The organism is Cellvibrio sp. QJXJ (assembly GCF_024452345.1).
GTDB lineage: Bacteria > Pseudomonadota > Gammaproteobacteria > Pseudomonadales > Cellvibrionaceae > Cellvibrio.
In genome coordinates this window covers 3,241,796-3,264,940 of record NZ_CP101662.1, presented here as the reverse complement: position 1 = coordinate 3,264,940, position 23,145 = coordinate 3,241,796, and the positions used below count along the sequence as shown (strand labels likewise).

The 23,145-nt window shown below is 50.9% G+C and carries 25 protein-coding genes; 14 read left to right on the top strand and 11 right to left on the bottom strand.

From position 1 onward, the window contains the following. Positions 1–11 precede the first annotated feature (11 nt). Positions 12–443: a Na+/H+ antiporter subunit G gene (locus tag NNX04_RS14200; RefSeq protein WP_261946194.1), complete on the top strand. Its 432-nt coding sequence runs from the start codon at positions 12–14 to the stop codon at positions 441–443. A 126-nt stretch (positions 444–569) separates the two neighbouring features. On the opposite strand, the gene NNX04_RS14195 is transcribed toward NNX04_RS14200, so the two are convergent. From NNX04_RS14195 to NNX04_RS14185, 3 genes are read right to left on the bottom strand one after another with little or no spacing between them, the layout of a single operon-like run. After that, positions 570–1,043 carry a hypothetical protein gene (locus NNX04_RS14195; protein ID WP_261946193.1) on the bottom strand — a complete coding sequence of 158 codons (474 nt, stop codon included), beginning with the start codon at positions 1,041–1,043 and terminating at the stop codon, positions 570–572. Between the two features lie 5 nt (positions 1,044–1,048). Then, positions 1,049–1,537: a type II toxin-antitoxin system HicB family antitoxin gene (locus NNX04_RS14190; protein ID WP_261946192.1), complete on the bottom strand. Its 489-nt coding sequence runs from the start codon at positions 1,535–1,537 to the stop codon at positions 1,049–1,051. Continuing rightward, complete coding sequence (locus tag NNX04_RS14185; protein WP_261946191.1) at positions 1,534–1,812, bottom strand: type II toxin-antitoxin system HicA family toxin; 279 nt, start codon at positions 1,810–1,812, stop codon at positions 1,534–1,536. Before NNX04_RS14185 ends, NNX04_RS14190 begins: the two co-directional genes overlap by 4 nt. Positions 1,813–2,131: 319 nt before the next feature. Here NNX04_RS14185 and blaKHM point away from each other — a divergent pair, with 319 nt between their 5' ends. Continuing rightward, entirely contained in the window at positions 2,132–2,857 is a 726-nt protein-coding gene (gene blaKHM / locus NNX04_RS14180; protein WP_261946190.1) for a KHM family subclass B1 metallo-beta-lactamase, read from the top strand. Between the two features lie 19 nt (positions 2,858–2,876). Continuing rightward, complete coding sequence (locus NNX04_RS14175; protein ID WP_261946189.1) at positions 2,877–3,236, top strand: VOC family protein; 360 nt, start codon at positions 2,877–2,879, stop codon at positions 3,234–3,236. Between the two features lie 82 nt (positions 3,237–3,318). Here NNX04_RS14175 and NNX04_RS14170 read toward each other — a convergent pair whose 3' ends face one another. From NNX04_RS14170 to NNX04_RS14155, 4 genes are all read right to left on the bottom strand, one after another. Then, positions 3,319–3,564 (bottom strand): hypothetical protein, encoded by a 246-nt coding sequence (locus NNX04_RS14170; RefSeq protein WP_261946188.1) that lies wholly within the window; start codon positions 3,562–3,564, stop codon positions 3,319–3,321. A gap of 4 nt (positions 3,565–3,568) precedes the next feature. Next, positions 3,569–4,777: an RtcB family protein gene (locus tag NNX04_RS14165; RefSeq protein ID WP_261946187.1), complete on the bottom strand. Its 1,209-nt coding sequence runs from the start codon at positions 4,775–4,777 to the stop codon at positions 3,569–3,571. 424 nt (positions 4,778–5,201) lie between these two features. Further along, positions 5,202–6,923, bottom strand: coding sequence for a DUF3592 domain-containing protein (locus NNX04_RS14160; RefSeq protein WP_261946186.1), 1,722 nt, complete (start codon positions 6,921–6,923; stop codon positions 5,202–5,204). Between the two features lie 161 nt (positions 6,924–7,084). After that, on the bottom strand, positions 7,085–7,372 hold the full coding sequence (locus NNX04_RS14155) for a hypothetical protein (protein ID WP_151055122.1): 288 nt from the start codon (positions 7,370–7,372) through the stop codon (positions 7,085–7,087). 143 nt (positions 7,373–7,515) lie between these two features. Here NNX04_RS14155 and NNX04_RS14150 point away from each other — a divergent pair, with 143 nt between their 5' ends. The 6 genes from NNX04_RS14150 to NNX04_RS14125 all read left to right on the top strand — a co-directional run bounded on the left by NNX04_RS14150 (position 7,516) and on the right by NNX04_RS14125 (position 14,948). Continuing rightward, a complete protein-coding gene (locus NNX04_RS14150; protein WP_261946185.1) occupies positions 7,516–9,624 on the top strand; it encodes a pectate lyase family protein in 2,109 nt (702 codons plus the stop codon). A 100-nt stretch (positions 9,625–9,724) separates the two neighbouring features. Beyond that, the gene (locus NNX04_RS14145; protein ID WP_261946184.1) at positions 9,725–12,301 is read left to right on the top strand and encodes a pectate lyase family protein; all 2,577 of its coding nucleotides are present in this window, start codon (positions 9,725–9,727) and stop codon (positions 12,299–12,301) included. Between the two features lie 136 nt (positions 12,302–12,437). Next, on the top strand, positions 12,438–13,028 hold the full coding sequence (locus NNX04_RS14140) for a Crp/Fnr family transcriptional regulator (protein ID WP_261946183.1): 591 nt from the start codon (positions 12,438–12,440) through the stop codon (positions 13,026–13,028). Positions 13,029–13,104: 76 nt separating this feature from the next. Next, the gene (locus NNX04_RS14135) at positions 13,105–13,731 is read left to right on the top strand and encodes an NAD(P)H-dependent oxidoreductase (protein ID WP_151055113.1); all 627 of its coding nucleotides are present in this window, start codon (positions 13,105–13,107) and stop codon (positions 13,729–13,731) included. Beyond that, a complete protein-coding gene (locus tag NNX04_RS14130; RefSeq protein ID WP_151055111.1) occupies positions 13,728–14,168 on the top strand; it encodes a DMT family transporter in 441 nt (146 codons plus the stop codon). The genes NNX04_RS14135 and NNX04_RS14130 overlap by 4 nt, the downstream gene beginning before the upstream one ends. Positions 14,169–14,183: 15 nt before the next feature. Then, positions 14,184–14,948 (top strand): GNAT family N-acetyltransferase, encoded by a 765-nt coding sequence (locus NNX04_RS14125; RefSeq protein WP_261946182.1) that lies wholly within the window; start codon positions 14,184–14,186, stop codon positions 14,946–14,948. A 33-nt stretch (positions 14,949–14,981) separates the two neighbouring features. Here the strand turns inward: NNX04_RS14125 and ruvX are convergent, their stop codons facing one another. From ruvX to gshB, 4 genes are all read right to left on the bottom strand, one after another. Further along, the gene (ruvX, locus tag NNX04_RS14120) at positions 14,982–15,404 is read right to left on the bottom strand and encodes a Holliday junction resolvase RuvX (protein WP_261946181.1); all 423 of its coding nucleotides are present in this window, start codon (positions 15,402–15,404) and stop codon (positions 14,982–14,984) included. A 16-nt stretch (positions 15,405–15,420) separates the two neighbouring features. Then, positions 15,421–16,017 carry a YqgE/AlgH family protein gene (locus NNX04_RS14115; RefSeq protein WP_261946180.1) on the bottom strand — a complete coding sequence of 199 codons (597 nt, stop codon included), beginning with the start codon at positions 16,015–16,017 and terminating at the stop codon, positions 15,421–15,423. Positions 16,018–16,078: 61 nt separating this feature from the next. Next, complete coding sequence (locus NNX04_RS14110; protein WP_261946179.1) at positions 16,079–16,999, bottom strand: energy transducer TonB; 921 nt, start codon at positions 16,997–16,999, stop codon at positions 16,079–16,081. Positions 17,000–17,060: 61 nt separating this feature from the next. Then, a complete protein-coding gene (gene gshB / locus NNX04_RS14105) occupies positions 17,061–18,014 on the bottom strand; it encodes a glutathione synthase (RefSeq protein WP_040391073.1) in 954 nt (317 codons plus the stop codon). Positions 18,015–18,370: 356 nt separating this feature from the next. Between gshB and pilG the strand changes: the two genes are divergently transcribed. From pilG to NNX04_RS14080, 5 genes are all read left to right on the top strand, one after another. Next, a complete protein-coding gene (gene pilG, locus NNX04_RS14100) occupies positions 18,371–18,766 on the top strand; it encodes a twitching motility response regulator PilG (protein WP_007639219.1) in 396 nt (131 codons plus the stop codon). A 156-nt stretch (positions 18,767–18,922) separates the two neighbouring features. Further along, positions 18,923–19,285, top strand: a complete 363-nt coding sequence (locus tag NNX04_RS14095) for a response regulator (protein WP_261946178.1) — start codon at positions 18,923–18,925, stop codon at positions 19,283–19,285. A gap of 124 nt (positions 19,286–19,409) precedes the next feature. Further along, positions 19,410–19,952, top strand: coding sequence for a chemotaxis protein CheW (locus NNX04_RS14090; protein WP_007639224.1), 543 nt, complete (start codon positions 19,410–19,412; stop codon positions 19,950–19,952). A gap of 99 nt (positions 19,953–20,051) precedes the next feature. After that, positions 20,052–22,211, top strand: coding sequence for a methyl-accepting chemotaxis protein (locus tag NNX04_RS14085; RefSeq protein ID WP_040391078.1), 2,160 nt, complete (start codon positions 20,052–20,054; stop codon positions 22,209–22,211). Between the two features lie 57 nt (positions 22,212–22,268). Then, complete coding sequence (locus NNX04_RS14080; protein ID WP_261946177.1) at positions 22,269–23,126, top strand: CheR family methyltransferase; 858 nt, start codon at positions 22,269–22,271, stop codon at positions 23,124–23,126. Positions 23,127–23,145 lie beyond the last annotated feature (19 nt).

Below are 23,145 nucleotides of genomic sequence, written 5' to 3'. Positions count from 1 at the left end.
AGGGGAAAACCATGCCCGTCTGGCTTGAATACACTATCAGCTTCTTCCTCCTCGTCGGCGCCGCCTTCGCCCTCATCGGCTCCATCGGCCTGATGCGCCTGCCGGATTTCTACTTGCGCCTGCACGGCCCCGCCAAAGCTACCACTCTGGGGGTGGGCGGCATCATCATCGGCTCAGTGATTTTCTTTTCGACTCAAGGAGATGGTTTGAGTCTGCACGAATTATTAATCGCACTCTTCTTGTTTATCACCGCCCCGGTGAGCGCGCACATAGTCGCCAAAGCGGCACTGCATTTGCGTTTGGAGGCAGTGGAGTGGACGCGGGGGAAGCCGTGGGAAAATGAACTAGCTAAATCCGCACATGATGCTAAAGCGGATGTTGCTGCAGGGCGTTTTGTCACTGAATCGGTGGCTGAGCATATGCGTAGAATCAAGGGTGACTGATGGTTACCTCTACCTATCTGAAAAAGCCATGAAACTAAGCAATAACCACTGGTGATTCACGCGGTTAGTATCACAGGGATAAAAATACGCTGGGTGGTGTTGGGGCAAGAGGTTGTGAACGGCAGCTTACTCGTCATTAACTGGTTGTGGTGCAACAAAATGAAAAGGTAGTGGTAACTTGGGTAGGTTCATACGCGTGCATTGCGACATTACGTATTCGCGCCAATAAGGCCATAAATGGTGACAGGCATTCTTCAGGGCAAATTCATCCAATGCTGTTTGATCTTCTGAAAGATGTGGATCAGTCACAAGGTAATCGATGCAGTAGCTGGCCTCTAATTGTGCTAATGCATCATCTTTTTCGTCACTGACCAAGCGAACACCAACATCTATATATACCCTAAAAATCTTTGTTGATTGATTAGCTTCTGTAATAGAGAGCAAGTTTGATTGCCTAACGCCTTGTTTAAACTGAATACCATAATCTTCAATAACATCAAATTTTGGATCAAAGCCTTCTTTTATCCATGCTGAAACTGAAGTTTGAAAAATATCTTCAAACTGTAATCCCTTTTTTGCTTTTTCAAATGAACTACTCACGGTAATCACCAATTAGCTGTTTTTCTGGAATAGGTTTGTAAATGTACAACCTTAGCTCTTTTGGGAGAGTCATGTTTATTGAGTTTAGTGCCAGGTATATCTGTCCACCCATTGGTCGAATCACTCAATGCGGCATCAAACCCGCGAAAAGCAGAAAGCACAGAAACTAATAACTGATTGAGGCTTACATTTTCTTCCACCGCTTTAACCGCCAAACCGCGATGCAGTGATTTAGGAAGGCGTAAGGTTACCCGCCCACTAAAATCATCAGTTGGAGCCTCTGGTTCAGGCATTGCCCGACCTTTTTCGGCAAAGATAATAGCGGTTGTGCTAATTGTGTCTAATGCCAGTGCGTAAGCTTCTTCGTGAGTATCTGCATATTCGGCCACATCTGGCAGTTCGCGTACCCTGGCTTCAAAGCAATATTCACCTTCAAAAAATCCGTAGCGAACACTAGTGGTATACAGTCTTGGGTCGAACATGGCATCTATCACTCAGATAATTTTCTGAGTGCCTCTTCATATTGATTAATAGTTTTCAAAATTTTTACTATGTATGCAGGTTTAATTTCCGGGTTCTTACCGTGCCCACAGTTAAAGCTACTGCTGTAAAAATCCGCCAATTTGTCGTGAGTAAAAACTTTATGGCCTCCTTGTGAGCCATCACGAACCTCAAATCCCAAAGACTTCAGAAGCGCAGTTACTCTTTGACAGCGGATGTTGCCCTTATTTTGGGTCAATTCCTGTTTGACTTCATCGAAGACGGGCATACTAACAACTCCATGACACTATATATAGTGTCAAAATTCAAAGAAGTAAAGTCTACTAGCATCCTTTTGTTGTAGATGTTGATGCTAAATTTATTGGTTTATGCATTGGAATAGCTAAAAACTATTACATATAAGCCATATCCAAAATATATCAAGTTCTAGCTATAAGTATCCATGTGCAATTATTCTCTCAGTTGAAATTCAGCCTGTGGAGCAACTATGAACACCCACGAAAAACTCAACTACGTCGAATGTGCCGCGTGTGATTTGCCTGCAACCAAGATATTTCTCAATAAGAAGTTAGAAGGAATTCAAAAAAATGAAAATAGTTTCTGTTTTATCGTTTTGTGTGCTGTTGTTTACAAACATGACATGCGCTGACGAACCACTACCTGAACTGGAAATTAAAAAAATCGAAGAGGGCGTTTATCTGTACACCGCTTACGAAAAAATCGAAGGCTGGGGGTTGGTTGGCTCTAACGGATTAGTCGTGCTTGATAACAAAGATGCTTACCTGATTGATACACCTATTTCAGCTAAAGATACTGAAGTATTACTGCAATGGATTGACGCGCAGGGCTTTACCGCTAAGGCAAGTATTTCCACCCATTTCCACAGCGACAGTACTGGTGGTATTGCATTTCTCAACTCAAAGTCCATTCCAACTTATGCCTCCAAGCAAACTAACCAGTTGCTTGAAAATAAAGGCGAAGCAAAAGCCACTCATTCATTTACCAAAAATCCTTTTTGGCTGGTCAATAAAAAAATAGAAGTGTTTTATCCCGGTGCGGGTCACACTTCAGATAATGTCGTGGTGTGGATGCCAGAGCAGAAAATTCTATTCGGCGGCTGTTTTGTCAAACCCGAAGGTCTCGGCAATCTTAGCCACGCAGTAATAGAAGAATGGCCTGCCTCCGCTGAAAAACTTATCACTCGCTACGGCACTGCAAAGCTAGTTGTGCCAGGGCATGGCAAGGTTGGTGATGCTTCGTTCTTGGAAAAAACCAAACAGCGAGCACTTGAAGTGCTTGCAGCGAAAAAGTGAATTTCAAAAGGAGCGACTAATGAATAACCACGAAAAACTCAACTACGTCGAATTCGCTGCGCGCGATTTACTGGCAACCAAAACCTTTTTCTCCAGTGTGTTCGGTTGGGAATTCGTCGATTACGGCCCTGAATACACCGCGTTTTCCAATCAGGGTTTGGATGGTGGTTTTTATCAGGCGGATATGTGCAGCAAAACCAGCAATGGCGCGGCGCTGTTGGTTTTTTATAGCGCGGATATTCAATCGACGTTACAAAAAGTTATCGCTAACGGGGGCACAATTATTAAACCGCTATTCGATTTCCCCGGCGGTTGCCGGTTTCATTTCACTGAGCCGAGTGGCAATGAATTTGCGGTGTGGTCGGAAGCAAAAAATTAATCGCTGTAAACAAATGACACTGATTCACACAGTGCCAATTTCACTCGAGTACAAACAGAGCAGTCCGAAGCACCGATTTCATTTAGTGCAGGATGATTATCGCGCGCTTTGGGCTGCTCTCTTGTGCATCGAAATTGTTAACACTAATTCTGCTGCGCGCTGGTGAACGGGTGGCCGATGACCCTCCTTTTACATCGAGCCACTCGTTAACTTTGCGTTTCATTTCATGTTTGGCAGCCTTACGTTTTGCCTTTTCCGTTTTTTCATGCACACCACCTTTGCTCATAATGGGGTGAAATGCATGACCGTTGCGCCGTTCCTGTTTCATAGCCTTATCCTTTTATACACAAGACTTGTTTGAGTGTATGAACCACTTCTATCAAGTCAGATTGGTTGTGCATAACCTCGTCGATGTCTTTGTATGCCGCAGGAATTTCATCAATTACTGCTTTATCTTTACGACATTCAACACCTTTGGTTTGTGCGATTAAATCTTCTTTGCTAAACGCATGACGTGCTGCAGTGCGGCTCATTTTTCTACCGGCACCGTGGGCGCAGGAGCAAAACGAATCGGTATTGCCTTTTCCGCGCACGATAAAAGACTTAGCGCCCATGCTGCCGGGAATAATTCCCAACTCACCTTCGCGTGCGCTAATGGCTCCTTTACGGGTGACCAATACATCAGCGCCGAAATGATGCTCGCGGCTCACGTAATTATGGTGACAGTTAATCGCGTGGCGATCGGCGTGAAACTTGGGTAAAAATGGCGCTATTGCCCGCAATACCAAGCCCATAATTTCATTGCGATTTACACGCGCGTATTCCTGTGCCCAATTTACCGCCGTCACGTAATCCACAAAGTGCTCGCTGCCTTCGGTGAAATAGGCCAAATCTTTATCGGGCAAATTGTGAATATGTTTGCCCATATCTTTTTTGGCGAGGGCGATAAAATACTGCCCAATCGCATTGCCTATTCCACGGCTGCCAGTGTGCAACATGATCCACACATCTTTATTTTCATCCACACAGACTTCAATAAAATGATTGCCGCTACCGAGGGTGCCCATTTGTTTGGTCCACAGGGTGTTCGGTTGTTTTAACATTTTCATCACTGTGGGATGTTTTTCAAAAAGCCACTCCACACCGGCTGTCATTTGTTTACATGCGCTTTCACGAATGCTCACCGTTTTATGCGCTTGCAAACCTACTGGCACTGCACGTTCGATCGCACTGCGCATTGCGGCGAGGTTATCCGGCAGTTGCGACGATTTAACCGAAAGTCGCACCGCACTCATCCCGCAACCAATATCCACACCCACTGCAGCGGGAATAATGGCATTTAAGGTCGGTATCACCGCGCCTACGGTCGCACCAATACCTAAATGCACATCGGGCATCGCTGCTATATGCGAATGAATAATTGGCAACTCGGCAATTTTTTTCAGTTGCGTCAGCGCTTCATTTTCAATATCGCGGGTGTAAATTTTTACGGGTTTAAAACCATTTCCCGCATTTTTGTTTAATTCAATTTTTACAGGCATAGAAATCCCTTAAGTGATTTTTTTGATAAATCACTTTGCGTTACTAAAAAAATGAAACCTTCGAGTTGGCTTTTTAAATCGCAGAAAAGAAAAAGCCCCGATTAGTTTCCTAATCAGGGCTTTCGTGTTGCGCCTGACTGGAAGGTTTTGTTATCACCTTCCAAGTCTGAATACTCAAAAGGTTGTTAGCGGTTGGTATAGTTCGCGTAAGTCATCATTGAGTACTCCATAAGTTGTGACAAACAAGTTGTCGGGTTGAAAAGCAAAGTGTTTTTAGCACCTTGGAAATTGGGCGCGATAATACGCCGTTTTTTTGAGCTGTCAATTTTATTTCACGGGATGGGTTTTTTACCCGATGCTTTTCAAAAATATCCGTCGCACTGTTGCAATTACTATTTTAAATTTATTGCGGATTCATATCGACCTAACCAATCGCATACCCACTCAAACTTCCAATCGCCTCCAACGCCAGCTGCGCTGTTTCGCGGCCTTGTAAATTGATCGCGACGGGAATTTTTTTGCCGCTGTGGGTGAGGGCAATGATTTTGCAGATTTCTTGATGACCTTTACTGCTCTGTGTGCTGTAGCTGGTGGCGATTTGTAAGTTGCTAATTTCTGCGCGCGGCATTTGATTGCGTCCAATGGGAATTCCCAGCCAGTAGCGTTCGCTGATCAGGCCATTGTGATCCAGCTGGACGCGCAAACTGGTGAAGAGCAGTTTGAGGCAGATAAGTGTGACCAGGCTGCCGAGCAGGGTGAATACCCACACCATGATTGCCGGGGCATCGGATTTAAGGCCCATGAGAATACCGGCGCCCGCAAAAAATACGCCCACGATTAACCCAGTCAGGTTAGTGCTCGCGTTTTGTAGCATCGGGAAATGCATGCGCACGCCGCCGGGGATTTGTTCGATATTGGCGACGGCTTCAATTTGCGCTTCGCGCTCATCCATGAGTTGCGGGTGTTGGCTGCTCATCGGTAGTGCCGTGTGCGCTGGTTCGGCGGTGGCGAATACGGGGATTTCAAACTGGCGCTGCAAATCCACGCCGGGTAAATCGGCATGTAAGTCTAGGCGCCAGAAACGATAGTCGCTGCTGTAGGTTTCCGAGGCGGGCAGGTCGGCGGGCACGTCAAAACACACCGCTAATAAGGTGCCACCGGCGGGTGCAGGTTTTGTGTGCGCCAAGCCGGTGGTTTGCCAGATCACCGTTTCACGGCGACTGCGGTTTTTGCCGCTGCCGGTTTCGTAGCTGCGCAGGCATTGCAGGCTGACGGAAAAACGCTGTTGGCTGTTGTAGGCCAGAGGCAGGGCGAGGGTACCGCCCACTTGTCCACCCAAACGACCGGGGTAGGGGTCGAGCATCAGACGCAACTGGCCAAAACGGCGCCAGCTGCGGGTGTTATTGATGGCCCACGCCAGCATAATCACCCCGAAGAGGGGAAATAATAAAACCATCAGGATGAGCTGGTTACCTTTATCCAGTTCGCCGGGAATAGCAATCACGGCGGGTAGCGAGATAAGGTTCCAAATAAGGGTGAAGCCCCAGAGAAACCAAAGGCCGCTTTTGCCATTGCAGGTCACTTCGCGCTTTGCCCATTGCTGCTGCCCGAGCCAGGGTTTGCTGGTGCTCTCGGGGTGGTTGGTAGCGCCGGTTTTGGCGAGCAGTGTCCACAGCATCAGGCCGATACCTACGCCGCCAAACACCAGCACAAAAATCAGTTTGAAGCCGAGCATGCTCCAGCGCAGGTCGCGGTTGAGCACGGCGTCTGTGGGGTCTGTGGGGTTGACCCAGGCGGGAACGGGCTGTTGGTTTTGCAACGCGGAGGATAGTTGGGCGGCCAGCTGTTGCTGGAAGTCACCAATGTTGTCGCTGCCGCCCATAATGGCTACCCGCTCGCCGGTATAGTCCAGCATCTGGTAGCGATAGGTGTAACGCGCAGTGGCCTGGTAGGTATTGCTATCGTCGCCGCGATTGACCGATAAATTGGCCTCCAGCAGTTGCGCCTGCACTTGCGGCCAGGATTTCATCTGCTGCCATGTATAGAGGTTGGGAATAATACTGAACAGGAGTAAACCGATGCCCACCCCGGCAAAGGGCAGGGCAAAGAGCAACATAAACCAGTTGTGTTTGAGTGTTTTTAGCATGGCTTACTCCTTCAATTCTCTGCCTGGCAGTGTAGCGGCGATTGCCCGCTGATGTGACGCTTTGGTGTGTTCACCAGCGGCTCTTCAAAAAACAAGTAAACGATTACATTAATTATTATTAAAATATGTAATCGTTTTTGTGGCGGTTAATGTTGTTTTCATCACAAAGTATGGCTGAAAACGGCAATTTCCCTCTTGACGCTATGAGCGGTCAGGCGCACCATTTCGTTCAGTTCCACCCGCTGGGTGTGATGGGTAAAAACATAATAATCCCACTGCACCGGCAAACCCCAAATCCACAGCTTTGGCAGAACGACGGGTTTAACCCTGTCGCTCAAAAAGCCCCGTGGGTTGATTCCCGGGTCCCGTTCACAGACGAACACCAATACCCCACAAGTGCTGCGCTGTAACCCAGCAGCCTCAAGCCCGGTGCGACCTTTGGTATGCACCTATCGGCTCCTCGGTCACTACCTCGTCCGGTCTTTATTGGCCGTGTTATCGCTATGTCCTAACGACATCGGCTGCAAGTCCTGACCTGTGCAGGGCGAGACGCCGCAGAAACCAATAACTAAAAGTGGAATAGGTATCAACAATGAAAAACAATATCCCTGTGCGCTCACTGGGCCGTTACGCCCTGTTCGCGGCGGCAACCAGTTTGCTGGCCAGTGCCGTTCAAGCACAAACACTCGGTGACAACCTTGCCATTACTGGCCCCAGCGCTGGCGCCGATGGCTCCGGCTTTAACGACACCAAACTGGTGCGCGACGGTAATGTCGGCACCGCCACCCAAGCCTCAGGTACCAGCAACCAGCGCGTGTCGGTCAAGTGGGGCAGTGCGGTGACGTTTAATACGGTGATCCTGCGTGAAGCGGGCAGCAAAGTGACCAGCTGGAGTTTGGTCGATAACGACACCGGCACTGTGTGGGCGACGGGCACCGGTATCGGCGCCGAGCAGGTGGTAAATTTAGGCACACGCAGCACCAAAAAAATCAATTTGATTGTGAATGCGACCAGCGCCCCGGCGATGGCCGAATTTGAAGTTTATAACGCCAGCGGCACGGCTTCGTCGGCGCCAGCTTCCAGCGCCGCCCCATCCAGTGTTGCCGCGTCCAGTACCTCCGCTTCAAGCGTACCTTCCAGCCAAACGATTGTGTACCAAGCTGAAAGCGGCAGTTTGTCGCAAGCGGCAGTGGAGTCCAACCACAGCGGTTTTACCGGCAGCGGTTTTGTGAACTTCGATAATCTGGTGGGTAGTTCCGCCCAGTGGACCGTCAATCAAGCCAGTGCGGGCACTGCGACTATCACCTTCCGCTATGCCAATGGCACTACCAGCAATCGCGCTATGTCGATCAGTGTCAACGGCACGGTGATCAATTCATCGCTGGCGTTTAATGGCACCGGCGCCTGGGCAACCTGGGCTGAGCAAAGCATGACAACCCAGTTGAATGCCGGCAGCAATGTGATTCGCGCGGTATCTACCACCAGCGATGGCGGCCCGAATCTGGATCAGCTGTCAGTGACCGGTGGAACAGTGGTTGTTAACTCTTCCAGCAGCCAGTCATCGGTTGCACCTAGCAGTGTACCGGCGTCGTCCGTTGCACCGAGCAGTGTGCCCGCCTCCTCGGTTGCGCCAAGCAGCAGTTCGGTGGCTAACACCTCCAGCAGTGCATCCTCTAACAATGGGGCGATTCGCCCGGCGAAAATGGAAGGTTTTGCGGCTCATGCCGGTGTAACTGGCGGTGCCGGAGGTAGCGTCGTTACCGTGTCGACGGGTACGGAATTGAATGCGGCGCTCTGCGGTCGCAGCACCATGAGTGAACCTATAGTGATCCGGGTCAATGGCACTATCAATCACGGCAATACCACTGCCCAGGGCTGTAATACCCAGGCGGATGTGATTGAAATCAAGGCGATGAGCAACATCTCGATTCTAGGGGTGGGCACCAATGCGCTGTTTGATGAAATGGGCATCCATGTGCGCGATGCATCCAACATCATCATCCAAAACGTGCATATCCGTAATGTGAAGAAGAGCGGTTCACCCACCTCCAACGGCGGTGATGCTATCGGCCTGGAAACCAATGTGGATCGCGTGTGGATCGACCACAACTGGCTGGAAGCTTCGGGTGGCGAAAAAGACGGTTACGATTCGCTGCTGGATATGAAAGCCGGGGTGACCAACGTGACGGTTTCCTACAACCTCTACAACGATTCCAGCCGTGCGGGATTAATTGGCTCGAGCGATAGCGACAACAAAAATACCAACATCACCTTCCATCACAACTGGTACAAAAACATCGAACAGCGCACCCCGCTGATCCGCCACGCGTTAGTGCACATGTACAACAACTACTGGTCGAACGACAGTATTGACCACATGTTCCATGCCATTAACTCGCGTATGAACGCCAAGGCGCTGGTGGAGAGCAACTACTTCTACAACGTCAACAACCCGCTGCTGGCCTCCGACGATTCCGATGTTGCCGGCTGCTGGCAAACCAATAACGACAATACGGTATTGCCCTACATCTACTACAGCCGCACGGTGGGTAATGGCGCTTTGGTTATTCCGGAAGTGGTGAGTGGCCAATTGCAATCCACCTGCTCGGTGTCGGTGCCCTACGCGGTACAAATGGATGCCGCTGCCAATGTACCGGCCATCGTTATGGCCAATGCCGGGGTAGGAAAAATCTCGCCGTAATTGATTTTACCAATCCGTCTTCAGGGGCATCCGCTTCGGCGCTGCCCCTCGCAGTGACGCCAATCGTTTTCGATAAACAATAAATTCAAAGGTAATCGAGATGACTATTTTCAAACACACGTCCAAGCACTGCATGCATTGGCTAAGCCGGGGATTGGTGCTCAGTGCCGCCAGCTTGCTTGCCACTGCAGTACACGCACAAACCCTGGGTGCAAACCTTGCTATCACCGGCCCCAGCGCGGGCGCCGATGGCTCGGGTTTTAACGACACCAAGCTGGTACGCGATGGCGACACCGGCACCTATACCCAAGCCAGCGGCACCTCCAACCAACGCGTCTCGGTTAAGTGGGGCAGTGCAGTGAACTTTAATACGGTGATCCTGCGCGAGTCAGGCAGCACCGTAGGCGCCTGGGAGCTGGTGAACAACGATACCGGCGCGGTATTGGCGACAGGTTCTGGCATAGGCGCCGCGCGCACTGTGAACCTGGGTTCGGTGTCGATGAAAAAACTGAACCTGATTGTCAGCGGCAGCTCACCCCTGCGCATGGCGGAGATTGAGGTGTACAACGCCAGTGGTACTGCCAGCTCCAGCTCAGTTGTTTCCAGTGCCGTCGCCTCAAGTTCAGCGCCGTCCAGTGTTGCCGCATCCAGTACCCCGGCATCCAGCAGCGCACCCGCGAGCCAGACAGTGAGCTACGAAGCCGAGAGTGGCAGCCTGTCGCAAGCGGCAGTGGAATCCAATCACACAGGCTACAACGGCAGCGGGTTTGTGAACTTCGACAATCTGGTCGGCAGTTCCGCCCAGTGGACCGTCAATCAAGCCAGTGCCGGCACCGCGACTATCACCTTCCGCTATGCCAATGGCACCACCAGCAATCGCGCCATGGCGATCAGTGTCAATGGCACGGTGATCAATTCCGCGCTGGCGTTTAACGGCACCGGCGCCTGGGCGACCTGGGCGACACAATCGCTCACGGCTAATTTGAATGCCGGTAGCAATGTGATTCGCGCGGTATCCACCACCAGCGATGGCGGCCCGAATCTGGATCAGTTATCAGTGACCGGTGGAACGGTGGTGGGCAACTCCTCCAGCAGCCAGTCATCGGTAGCTTCATCAGTAGCGCCGAGCAGCACACCGGCCTCATCATCGGTGGCCTCCTCAACGCCTTCATCAGTTGCACCTTCATCAACCGCTCAGAGTAGTTCCAGTGTGGCATCAAGCCAGGTCAACAGCAGCGCATCCTCGGTGAATTCCTCCAGCGGTGCCATCAGCGCCGAGTGTATCCAGTTGGCGACTAACCCCTCGGTGAACTGGCGCGATACTTCGCTGCAATCGGATCAGGCGATTGTAGAGTGTCTCTCCAAAACCCTGGGCAAACCGGTGGGTTACGGTGAAAACGCCAAGGGTGGATACGACCCTAACGGTAATAGCAAACTCACTATTATCACCAAAAATTCCAGCACCTCGGTTGAGCAGCAAATCCTGAATGCGATTACTGGCGAAGAGCATAACTGGATCGTATTCGACAAAATCCAATTTGCGCAGCCTCACGAAATTGGCATGTACCGTTTGGGTTGCAGCAACCCGACAGTGCAATCGCTGCTCGGCGCAACGGAAGCCGAGTGTGTGAACTACACGCAATGGTGCGCAAAAAATGGTGTGAGCAGTGCAAATTGTGTAACGCAATTTTTTAACACCGCGATGAACAAATCCAACAACCCGATTCGCAACCCGGTGATAGGCTCCAACAAAACTATCGATGGCCGTGGCAGCGAGGCGTACTTCCTGTTTAGCGGTTTTGCGATTGGTAAAGACTCCACTGGCTCGCCCACCCAAACCGCGACCAGTGTCATCCTCACGCACCTTAACTTTAAAGGCGCAGGCCACACCGAAGACCATTATTGCGACCCGGATATGATCCGCTCCACCGGTGCATCACACGATATCTGGATTCACAAAAACACCTTTGATACCACCGGCGATTCGGCGTTTGATGTGAAAGTGGGTGCTTATGGCATCACCATGTCGTTCAATGAAATTCTCGATGTGAAACGCGCAACACTGCACAGCTCCAGCGACAGCCACACCATCGATGCGCAAATCAGAACCACTATGCACCACAATTTATTTGTGACTCGCGATGCGAGTTATGACTTGCTGGGCAATACCCTGCGCCGCGTACCGCTGATCCGCCGTGGCAGCTCCCACATGTTGAACAATGCATTTATCAACTACCGCAAGGATCTGTTGAGCATTCGCGTCGGTGCGAGTGTATTGCAGGAAGACAATATGTTTGTGGTCAATCGCATTCATCAGGAAAAATCTGACTTGGCCGCATCGCTTACGGAACTGCAAGGCAACCTGATTAAGGATGTGACCGGCGGTAACTATCGCGGTGAGCGCAACTTCCTCTGGTTTGGTGATGCAGCATGTAATGTGGATGAATCGACCAAAACCGGTTTTACCATCAGTTCCGGTACGGTGGCGAATTTAATGAGCAATTATTCCTCTGCCTCACAAACCACACTCAACAACTGGCGCTTTGCTGCAGGTCAGGATTTGGTTGACTACCTGAGCGCCACGGCGGGTAAATACGGCGAGATGCCATTCAACTCACCACTGGCGGGCGACCGTTTTTATGTGCTGGGTTTGGGTAAGGTATCCTGCCAAAACTAATCACCTGATGGCGATCTAAACGACCAGGCCCCGGTGCAAACACCGGGGCTTTTTATTTTATGGCATTCATGCCTTGAATGACCTTGCATAAACTCCCTAGAATCAACGCCTACTGGTTTTTTTGGATAACGAGTTAATGAGTGCAACGGCTGATGCGTTTAATGAACTGAAAAAAACCATGGAATCCTACGCGCCCATTAGCCCGGAGACCTGGGCGGCATTGGTTACGATTTGCAAATTTCGCACGCTCAGTAAACATCAGGTGCTGTACGCCCTGGGTGAAATTCCACCTTCTTTTTCGTTTGTTTATTCCGGGTTGTTCAGATCTTTTATCACCGACGAAAAAGGTGCTGAGTACAATAAAAACTTTTTTTACGAAGGCACATTTCCCGGCTCAATGGTAGCCTTGCTACGCCATACTCCCTCGGCCTTTACCATTGTTGCACTTGAACCTGCGCAGATTATTGAAATTGATTTTCCCGCCTATCGCGCACTCTTATTGCAGCGCGATGATTTAAAACTATTCCAGATCTATTATTTGGAACGCAATTGGTTGCTCGCCAAGGATGCGCGCGAAATTGCAATCGTTCAGGAAGATGCCACCCAGCGCTACGTGCGTTTTATGCGCGAATATCCCTTTTTACTTGAACGCTTATCACAACACCACATCGCATCACATTTGGGAATTACCCCCACCCAACTCAGCCGCATTCGCAAAAAACTGTAATCTATCAACCTATGTAAATGATTTGGGTTTGTTCGCTCTTTATGCTGGTTAACAACTATCACAGCAGGAGTAACGAATGAACTTGATAAAGGCTTTGCACTGGCGCTACGCCGTGCGTGAATTCTCCAGCGATAGCATCGCCCCCGAACAATTGCAGCAATTATTGGAAGCAACACGCTTGAGTGCGTCCTCTTACGGTTTGCAGCCTTATCATTTGCTGGTGATTGAATCACCCAGGATTCGCCAGCAATTAGTTGAATTTTCTTTCGGGCAAGACAAAGTCGCCAATTGTTCTCACTTAATTATTTTTGCCGCGCATACGAATGTGGGTGATGCAACGGTTGATCGCTACATCCAACAATTTTCAGCTGTGCGCGAGGTTGCACCCACACAGTTGCACAATATGGCGCAGCACTACAACGCGGCGTTGGCGCAAATGAACAATGCACAGCGACAAGAGTGGGCGCACCAACAAGCTTATATCGCATTGGGAAATTTGCTTACCTGCGCCGCGCTAATGGAAATTGACACTTGCCCAATGACCGGTATTGAAGCTGAAGGTTACGATTGGGTATTAGGTTTGCGCGAAAAAAATCTTACCACTACGGCGGTTTGCCCTATTGGTAAACGCCACCCGCAAGATCGCACTGCACAGGAGCGCAAAGTGCGTTTTGAACTACACGACATGGTGACAAGGCTGTGAATTATGTTGCGTTGCTTGCCTTGCTAGCGGGCGCCGCTATCGCAATTCAGGCGGGCATGAATGCGCAGTTGGGGGTGTTATTAAAAAGTCCGCTGCTTGCGGCAGCGGTGACTTTTATGGTGGCCTGTGGTTGTGCGCTGATTGTGGCTGCTATGACTGCGCGTCAATTTCCATCGGCGACAAGCATTTACACTGTGCCGGGTTATTTATGGTTTTCCGGTGCAATTAGCGCTTTTGGTGTCGCATCTTTTTATTTTTTGATTCCGCGCATGGGTGTTGGCCCGATGATGTCTTTTGCACTCACCGGGCAATTATTGATTGCGATGTTAATCAGTCATTATGGTTGGTTTGATTTACCCAAAACACCTATCACCTTTTCAAAATCGATGGGTGTACTCGCCATGATTGCAGGAATCGTATTAATTAATCGACGTTAACGCAGAGTGATAAATATGCAAGCATTAGATCAATTGAATATCGCCAACCTGACATCACTGTGGCAAAAAATGGGCGTGGAAGATCATTCAGAATTTGCTACCGATGGATTAAGTATTTCGCCCACCTGGCCCAATCGTTTTTGGTTTGAATGGCATGCAACCTCGGCGCAAATTAATGAACTCAACCATTTTTTACATTGCCTACCTACGCGCGCGGTAATTCCGGTGTGGACTGGCGCCGGTGAACAAGCCGCGCAGTTGGAGCGGTATTTACAGGATGAATGTTTTCAAATTTTGTTTGAGCAGTTGGCGATGTATCTTGATTTGCAAACAATTGTGCAACAAGACTTTCAAACTCTAACGCAACAAGACTTTTCACCCTTGAATATTATTAAAGTGCAAACGACACCAGAACTGATTGCATGGACGGAGACTGCTAGTGCAGCATTTGGTTATTGGATCGATATCAATGCGCTGCAACCCTTAATTGCCGACAGCAATGTCCAGTTATTGCTCGTCAAAAAAAATGATCAGCCCGCAGCAACAGCGTTGATTTATAAAACCGGTGACATTATTGGTGCGCATTTGGTCGGGGTGCGGGAGAATTTTCGCGGGCAGGGCATCGCCAAAAATCTGATGCTGTTGGTAATTCAGCAAGCGGTGGTGATGGGTGGAAAATATTTGACCTTGCAGGCGTCAGCAGCGGGTGAGCCGCTGTATCGCAACCTGGGTTTTGTGGCGCAGTTTGTGATTAAAAATTATCAGCGTGTTGAAAAATAAAAAACGCAGCAGCGCAATTGCAGAGCGGTAATTTTAGGTGGATTGCCGCTCAAACCAGCTTTCCAAAATCAAGCGCGCGGCAATAGAATCCACCGGGTTATGTTTATAGTGACGTGATCCGCCCTGTTCCATCACTTCACCTTTGGCTTCAAAACTACTCAGGCGCTCGTCCACCAATTCCACTTTTACGCCAAAGCGGCCATGCAGGCGGTTGGCAAATTTGCGTGCGCGTGTACTCAATTCGCTTTCGCTGCCATCCATATTGAGTGGCAAGCCTACCAATACCAAATCCGGTTGCCACTCCTGCAACAGCTTTTCGATCTGGGCCCAGTCGGGTACGCCGTCTCGGGCTTTTAATTGCGCTTGGGCATTGGCGGAGCGAGTAATGGTTTGACCGGTGGCGACACCAATATTTTTGGTGCCGTAATCAAATGCGAGCAGGGATTTAATCGTCATGGATGATGGGTATCGATCAGGCGTGACCAGCGGTGCTGGCAATTAAATTCACATCAATACCCAAGGCTTGGGCCGCCGCCGTCCAACGCTGTTCAAGCGGGGTGTTGAAAATAATATTTTTGTCCGCTGGCACGGTGAGCCAGGAGTTTGCAGCAATTTCTGCTTCCAACTGGCCTTCGCCCCAACCGGCATAACCCAGTGCAATCAGCGAATGCTTGGGGCCATGCCCTTCGGCGAGCGCCACGATAATATCGCGCGAGGCAGTGAGGCTGATCTCGGGAGAGATTTCCAGTGTGGATTGCCATTTGGTATCCGGGCTGTGCAATACAAAACCGCGCTCCGGTTGCACCGGGCCGCCGCTCATCACAATTTGCTCACCCAGATCGGATACATCGCTCAGTGCCATTTGCGCAAAAATTTTTTTGAGCAACATGGGTGTCGCCATATTAATCACTACGCCCATGGCGCCTTGTTCACTGTGCTCACAAATGTAAGTCACGGTGTGCGCAAAAGACGAGTCGTTGAGCCCGGGCATGGCAATCAAAAAGTGATCACGCAGGCTGCCGGGAGTGAGCTCGTCAATATCGGTTGGAAAGTCAGGTTTATCGTTCATGGATTCAGTATGAGGCCAACAGGAGCTAAAACAAGCGCTGGGGGAAAATTTATTCCTGTCCCTAATTGGCTGTGGTCGTGATGGTCGATTGTTTGCCGGTGATCTCAAAATTCCAGGTGCGGATGATTTGCAAGCGATCGGCCTGCTTGCGGATCTCGGCGGGGAACTGGGCAAAGGGTGCGGACAGGCGCACTATTTGGCGCGCGGCATCATCCAGAATGCGCTGGCCGGAGGACTGCAATACTTTAATTTCATAGATGGTGCCATCGGGGTTGATTACCACCGACAGACGCAAATGGCCGGTTATTTTGCGGTTCAGCGCTTCTTTGGGGTAATTGCGATTACCAACCTGCTCAACTTTGGTACTCCAGTCATGCAGGTATTTGGCATCGAAAGATTCTTTGGTGGATACCGAGGTCAGGGTGCGTACCCGCGGACGCTTGGCGTACTCCTGACGCTGTTTATCCAATTTGGCTTGCAGGCTGGCAATTTCGGCGGAAACCATCAGTTGATCGTCCGTTAGCCCTTCGCGCTGCTGTACTTCCGTGCGCTCATCCGGGTTCTGCGTCATTTGCGCAACATGGGTGCTGCGCGACTGGGTGGTAATCAGCTGCTGCTCTTTGAGTTTTTGGGTGGCAGCGGCTTGCTGTGGCACCGGGTTAACGTCGCGCACCTGTGTATCGGCAAATTCAGCTTGGCGCTCGGTCGTGAGCTGTTTGGCTTCATCCAGCGTACCGCTGGCTTCCTGATTGTGCTGGGCTAAAAAATCGGCGTCATCCGGCGCACGCGCCGCTTTGTGAGTGGCGAGGGTAATTTCAATGGTCTGTGAAGTATTGCTGTGATCGGGCAATTTAAAACTGATGCCCAGAATCAATAATGCATGCACCACTATCGCCAGAAAAAAGGTAAAACTCAGGCGATCGCCACTATCCACCGGTGCGGTCGCTAAGGTTTGCTGTTCAAAGGCAATGGCCTGATTCATGCTGCTGACTCTGGTTTTTTTCACCGGCGACTAGTTCTGGCGTGTCACTGAAGGGGCAGGTTTAACGGAGCGCTAATTTACGCGCTATGGCATCGACAAGCCGTGACCCAATTCCGGTGTTGTAGGCCTTATCGATTTCACGGGCGCAGGTTGGGCTGGTGACATTGATTTCAGTGAGGTATTCACCAATCACATCCAGGCCGACAAACATCAGCCCTTTGGCTTTTAATACGGGCGCAACTTGCGCGACTATCCAGCGGTCCTTTTCAGTCAGTGGCTGGGCGACACCGGTACCGCCTGCCGCCAGATTGCCACGGGTTTCGCCCTGCGCGGGAATACGCGCCAGGCAGTAGGGCACGGCTTCACCGTCCACCACCAAAATACGCTTGTCCCCTTCGCTGATGGCGGGGATGTAACGCTGCGCCATAATCAACTGCTGGCCAAATTCGGTCAGGGTTTCAAGGATCACACCCACGTTGGGGTCGTCCTGACGGCAGCGGAAGATACGGCTGCCGCCCATGCCATCGAGCGGCTTAAAAATCACATCGCCATAGTGTTTGTGGAACTCGCGCAGGCGCAGCATATCGCGGCTCACTAACACCGGCGGGCAGCACTGGGGAAATTGGGTGGCAAAGATTTTCTCGTTGCAGTCGCGCAGGCTGCGTGGGTCATTCACCACCAGCGCACCTTGCTGTTGCGCTGCTTCGAGAATATACGTGCTATAAATGTATTCATTGTCAAACGGTGGGTCTTTGCGCATCAGGATCACATCCAGATCGCCGAGTTTTTTATCTTCTTGCAGCCCTAATTCGTACCAGCTGTCGCTGTTATCGGCGACAAACAAATTGCGCGTGCTGGCGCGCGCTTCACCCTGTAATAGGTAGAGATCTTTCTGCTCCATGTAGTGCAAATCCCAGCCGCGCTCCTGCGCCGCCAATAGCAGCGCGAGGGTGGTGTCTTTATAAAAAGTAATATCCGCGATGGGATCCATCACCACGCCAAGAGAGATAGCCATAAAGGATGCTCAACTGAAAATACGGAAAGTGGGATTTGCCGCCGGCATAAAAACCCTGCAGCGCACCAAGTGGGAACTAAAGTTAAAGGCTAGGTAGAATTAAAGCAAGGTTATTGCCGCGTGTTTCTACCTCTCAAATGATTATAAAAACTGTACGGATTACTCATATATTCAACTAGTTATGGCGCAAGCCTAAAAACTATGTTAAAAGTTTAGCTCCATTTTAGTGGCGTTATTTTGACGCCTGCTAACCGGTGACTATCTGGCGCGTCCATAGATCTCAATAAATCACGCGTATATCTGGCAGCTACAGTCAATAAATCAGCTGTGGCAATAACAAAAGGCAAGGTCAGAGTATGGAAGTAACTTACGAAAGCCTCAAAGTGATGGTGATAGATGACAGTAAAACCATCCGTCGCACGGCTGAAACACTGCTTAAAAAAGCAGGCTGTATGGTGATTACCGCTACCGATGGCTTTGATGCCCTGGCGAAAATTGCCGACACCCGCCCCGATATCATCTTTGTCGACATCATGATGCCGCGCCTCGACGGCTATCAAACCTGTGCGTTAATCAAAAATAATAGTGAATTCAAGACTACGCCGGTAATCATGTTGTCCAGTAAAGACGGTCTGTTCGACAAAGCCAAAGGGCGTATTGTCGGCTCCGATCAATACCTCACCAAACCCTTTAGTAAAAGCGAGTTGCTGGGCGCCATTGAAGCCCATGTCAAGCATTTGAAAGCATCCTGATAGGCAAGCCCCGATCCTCTCGGGGCGAGTTTGGTTGTTCTCCCGCTGCGCTCAAACGCAATAATACCAACAGGGTCAGCTGGGGCTTCATCCAAATAATTACTGACGATTAACCGCAACCACTGCGGCTACCTAATATGTTTTTTTGGAGCATTTATGGCCAGAGTATTAATTATTGACGACTCACCCACCGAAACTTACAAGCTCACCAGCATGTTGGAAAAAAACGGCCATGTTGTAATGACGGCCGATAATGGTGAAGCAGGTATTGCCATGGCGCAAAAAGAGCTACCCGATGTGGTGTTGATGGATGTGGTGATGCCTGGCCTAAACGGCTTCCAGGCAACTCGCCAGCTGTCCAAAACCCCGGAAACTGCCCATATTCCGGTGATTATTTTCACCACCAAAGACCAGCAAACTGACCGTGTTTGGGGTATGCGCCAAGGCGCCAAAGCCTATTTATCCAAACCGATCACCCAGGAAGTGCTGATGGCCGCTATGGCCGAAGTACTGGCGTAATAAAGGACAAGCTTGTCACCATCCGGGATGATGAATAGACAATAACAACAAGCATCATTCACCGACCTCAGGCTCGCCAGGCCGAAAATCTCTGTGTTGATGCACGACAGTTATGGACAGAGATATGTCAGAACCACAGGCCGCGTTTCAGGCCCTGCTTACATTAGCCCAGCGCAGCCGGGCCGCCGCGCGCGGCTTGCCGGCACAGGCAGATATTCGCCCCCACTGGAGCGGCATTGGCTTTTCCCTGATGGGCAGCTATTTTGTCGCCCCCATCGGCGAAGTGTCGGAAATGCTCGAAGTTCCCAATCACACGCACTTGCCCGGTGTTCAGCCCTGGGTCAAAGGCGTTGCTAATGTGCGCGGTCGTCTGCTGCCGCTGTTTGATCTGGCGATGTTTTTTGGCGATCGCCTGGGCAGTTCACGCAAACACCGTCGCGTCTTAATTCTCGAAACCGAAACACTTTATTCTGGCCTTATCGTCGATCAGGTGTTTGGTATGCAACATTTCCCCATGGATGAATACACTGAACAGGCTGGCGCTGTACCCAATGCCATCCTGCCGTTTGTCACGGGCAGTTATCCTCAAGGAGGCGAGCGCTGGTCGCTATTCAGACCTGCATTGTTGGCCGAGGATCCGCGTTTCACCAACGCGGCCAAGTCGTAGTAGATTCACAATCGCAAGGCAATATCAGGCTTTTTGACCCGCGCAAAAAGCATAGTGGACAGAAAAAATAAAACCGAATGCTGGTGTAGGAGTGTGTAGATGAAAACTGAGTCAAAAATTGCCGCTTTCCGGGCGAAACCCGCGACTATCATCGCTACGGTCTTGCTGATCGGATCGTTTGTGGCGGCGGTAGTACTTCTGGTGCTGATTAACCAGGGTAAAACGAACGACCAACGCTACTTGCAACAGGCGAGTGACTTGCGTGCGCAAGCGTATCGTCTGACGTCTTTGGCACGTGACGCCACCTCGGGCGATGAACAAGCCTTTGGTGAGTTGACCGGGGTGGTGAGCAGCATGAGCGGCACCTGGGACATGTTGCGCACTAGCGACGAGCGCACTCGCAAGGCACTCAGTGTCGAGTTTGATAAGTTCGGTGCTATCTGGAAGGGTGTGCAAAACAACGCCCAGGATATAGCCACCAACAAGGATCTGATTGTATCGCTCAACAATGTGGGTAATACCCTGAATGACAACCTGCCAACGCTGCAGACCGAACACAATAATATTGTGGATATCCTGCTCGAATCCGGCGCTCCTGCCGATCAGGCGATTCAGGCCCAGCTGCTCTCCTGGCGCGCCGAACGTATTGGTCGTAACGTGGATAAAATGCTGCGCGGTGATGCCGATGCTGGCAATGCGGCCGACCAGTTTAACCGCGATGCCAACTTCTATGCCCGGGTACTGAGCGCGATGAAAGAGGGCGACCCGGCGTTGCGTATCACTCGCGTATCTGATCCGCAAGCCCGCGCCAGTCTCGATCAAATCACCCTGTTGTTTGATGGTGTGAGCAAGTCAATTCAGGAAATGGTTGATGGTTCTGCAACCCTGACCCGCGCTCGTCAAGCTGCCGATGCGCTGCTGGTTGATACTCCCCAGCTGCTGCAAAGTCTGGCCGCTATCTCCGATAAAATTGCCCAGCAAGCCGACAATCGCCCCTTTGTTAACAACACCTGGGTAATTGTGTTTGCTGCCATCACCCTGATTTCACTCTTCTTCCTCGGCTTCAACCAGTATCGCGGCGCCCGCAAACGCGCTGACGAAACCACCGAAACCAACGAACGTAACCAAACTGCGATTTTGCGTCTGCTCGACGAACTGGCCGACCTTGCGGACGGTGACTTGACCACTACTGCAACCGTAACCGAGGACTTCACTGGTGCGATCGCTGACTCTATCAACTTCACCATCGACCAGCTGCGTATTCTGGTAGCGCGAATCAACGAAACCGCGGTAAACGTATCGGCCGCTGCGCAAGAAACCCAGCAAACGGCATTGCACCTCGCCGAAGCTTCTGAACACCAGGCGCAAGAAATCGCCGGTGCATCCGCCGCGGTAAACGAGATGGCTGTGACCATTGACCAGGTATCTGCAAACGCCGCCGAATCGGCAGCGGTAGCAGAGCGCGCAGTATCGATCGCGGGCAACGGCGCCAAAGTGGTACAGAACACCATCCACGGGATGGATACCATCCGCGAGCAGATCCAGGACACCTCCAAACGTATTAAACGCCTCGGTGAATCGTCACAAGAGATCGGGGATATCGTAAGCTTGATTAACGACATTGCGGACCAAACCAACATCCTCGCACTTAACGCGGCAATTCAGGCATCGATGGCAGGTGACGCAGGCCGCGGCTTTGCGGTGGTAGCGGACGAAGTTCAACGCCTTGCGGAACGTTCCGCAGCCGCAACCAAGCAGATTGAAGCGCTGGTAAAAACCATTCAGAACGATACCAACGAAGCGGTAATTTCGATGGAACAAACCACTTCTGAAGTGGTGCGCGGTGCGCGCCTTGCACAGGATGCGGGTGTGGCACTGGAAGAAATTGAAAACGTATCTTCAAGCTTGGCGGAATTGATCCAGAACATTTCGAACGCCGCGCGCCAACAAGCATCGTCGGCGGGTCACATCTCCAACACGATGAATGTTATTCAAGAGATTACTACCCAAACCTCTGCCGGTACTTCTGCTACCGCGCAGTCGATTGGTAACCTCGCCGAAATGGCACTTGACCTGCGTGAATCCGTAGCTGGTTTCAAACTGCCGGAAGAGGACATGTCGGAAGGCCGCGCTAATGCCGCGCGCAAAGCCATGGCTACTACTCCAGCCATGGACTTTGACCAGAACGCGGATGTCATTGATTTGGATGAAGAATTGTTGCCTGACGACGATATCTTCGCCAACGCCTCAAAAGCCTGATAAGCAGTCGCCGCCAGCGATCCTGGCGGCGCAGCCTGTAACTCACAGAAAGTACCTATGGCCTGGTCACTACGCACACTACCGACACTCAGCCAGGACCAGTTTGTCCAGTGGGGCAAACTGCTGGAGGAGCGCACCGGTATCCAGCTGGTTTTTCAACAAAAAGCCTGGCTGGAATCGCAGATCTACTCGCGCTTGCGCGACCTGGGCTATGACGATTACGACAGCTATTATCACTTTGTGGCGCAGGACAGTATCGATTCCAAGCTCGAATGGGCGCGCTTGATTGACCGAATCGCGGTCAAGGAAACCAGCTTTTTCCGCCACCGTGAATCCATCGAGTATGTGCGCAGCTACCTACAGCAAAAGATTAACAATCAGTCGCTGCAAGGTAGTTTTGATGTCTGGAGTTTGGGCTGTGCGACCGGTGAAGAACCCTACTCGCTGGCGATGGTAGTAAATGACTGTTTTGAGCTGGCGGCGATTAGCCCCTACTACGGTATTACCGCCATGGATATCAGTTCGTCGGCACTGGCAGCCGGTCGGAAGGGGCGTTATAGCAAACGTCGCACCGAGCAGGTAAAACCGGACGAAGCCAAACGCTATCTACAGGTTTGTACCGACGGTAGCTATGAAGTGGTGAGCAAGCTGCGCGACCGCGTGTGTTTTACCCAAAGCAATATTATCCATGCGCGCCAATTACCCCAGGTGAACGTGGATGTGATTTTCTGTCAAAACCTCTTGGTGTATTTCCGTCGCTGGTTGCGCCGCGATGTATTGAATGCCCTGGTGGAACGGTTAAAACCGGGCGGCTTGTTAGTAGTCGGCCTGGGTGAAGTGATGGACTGGGAACATCCCGAAATGCAGCGCACTGACGATGATCAAGTGCAAGCCTACGTTCGCGTAGAACGCTAAAAAGTCGCACCGAGCGAGA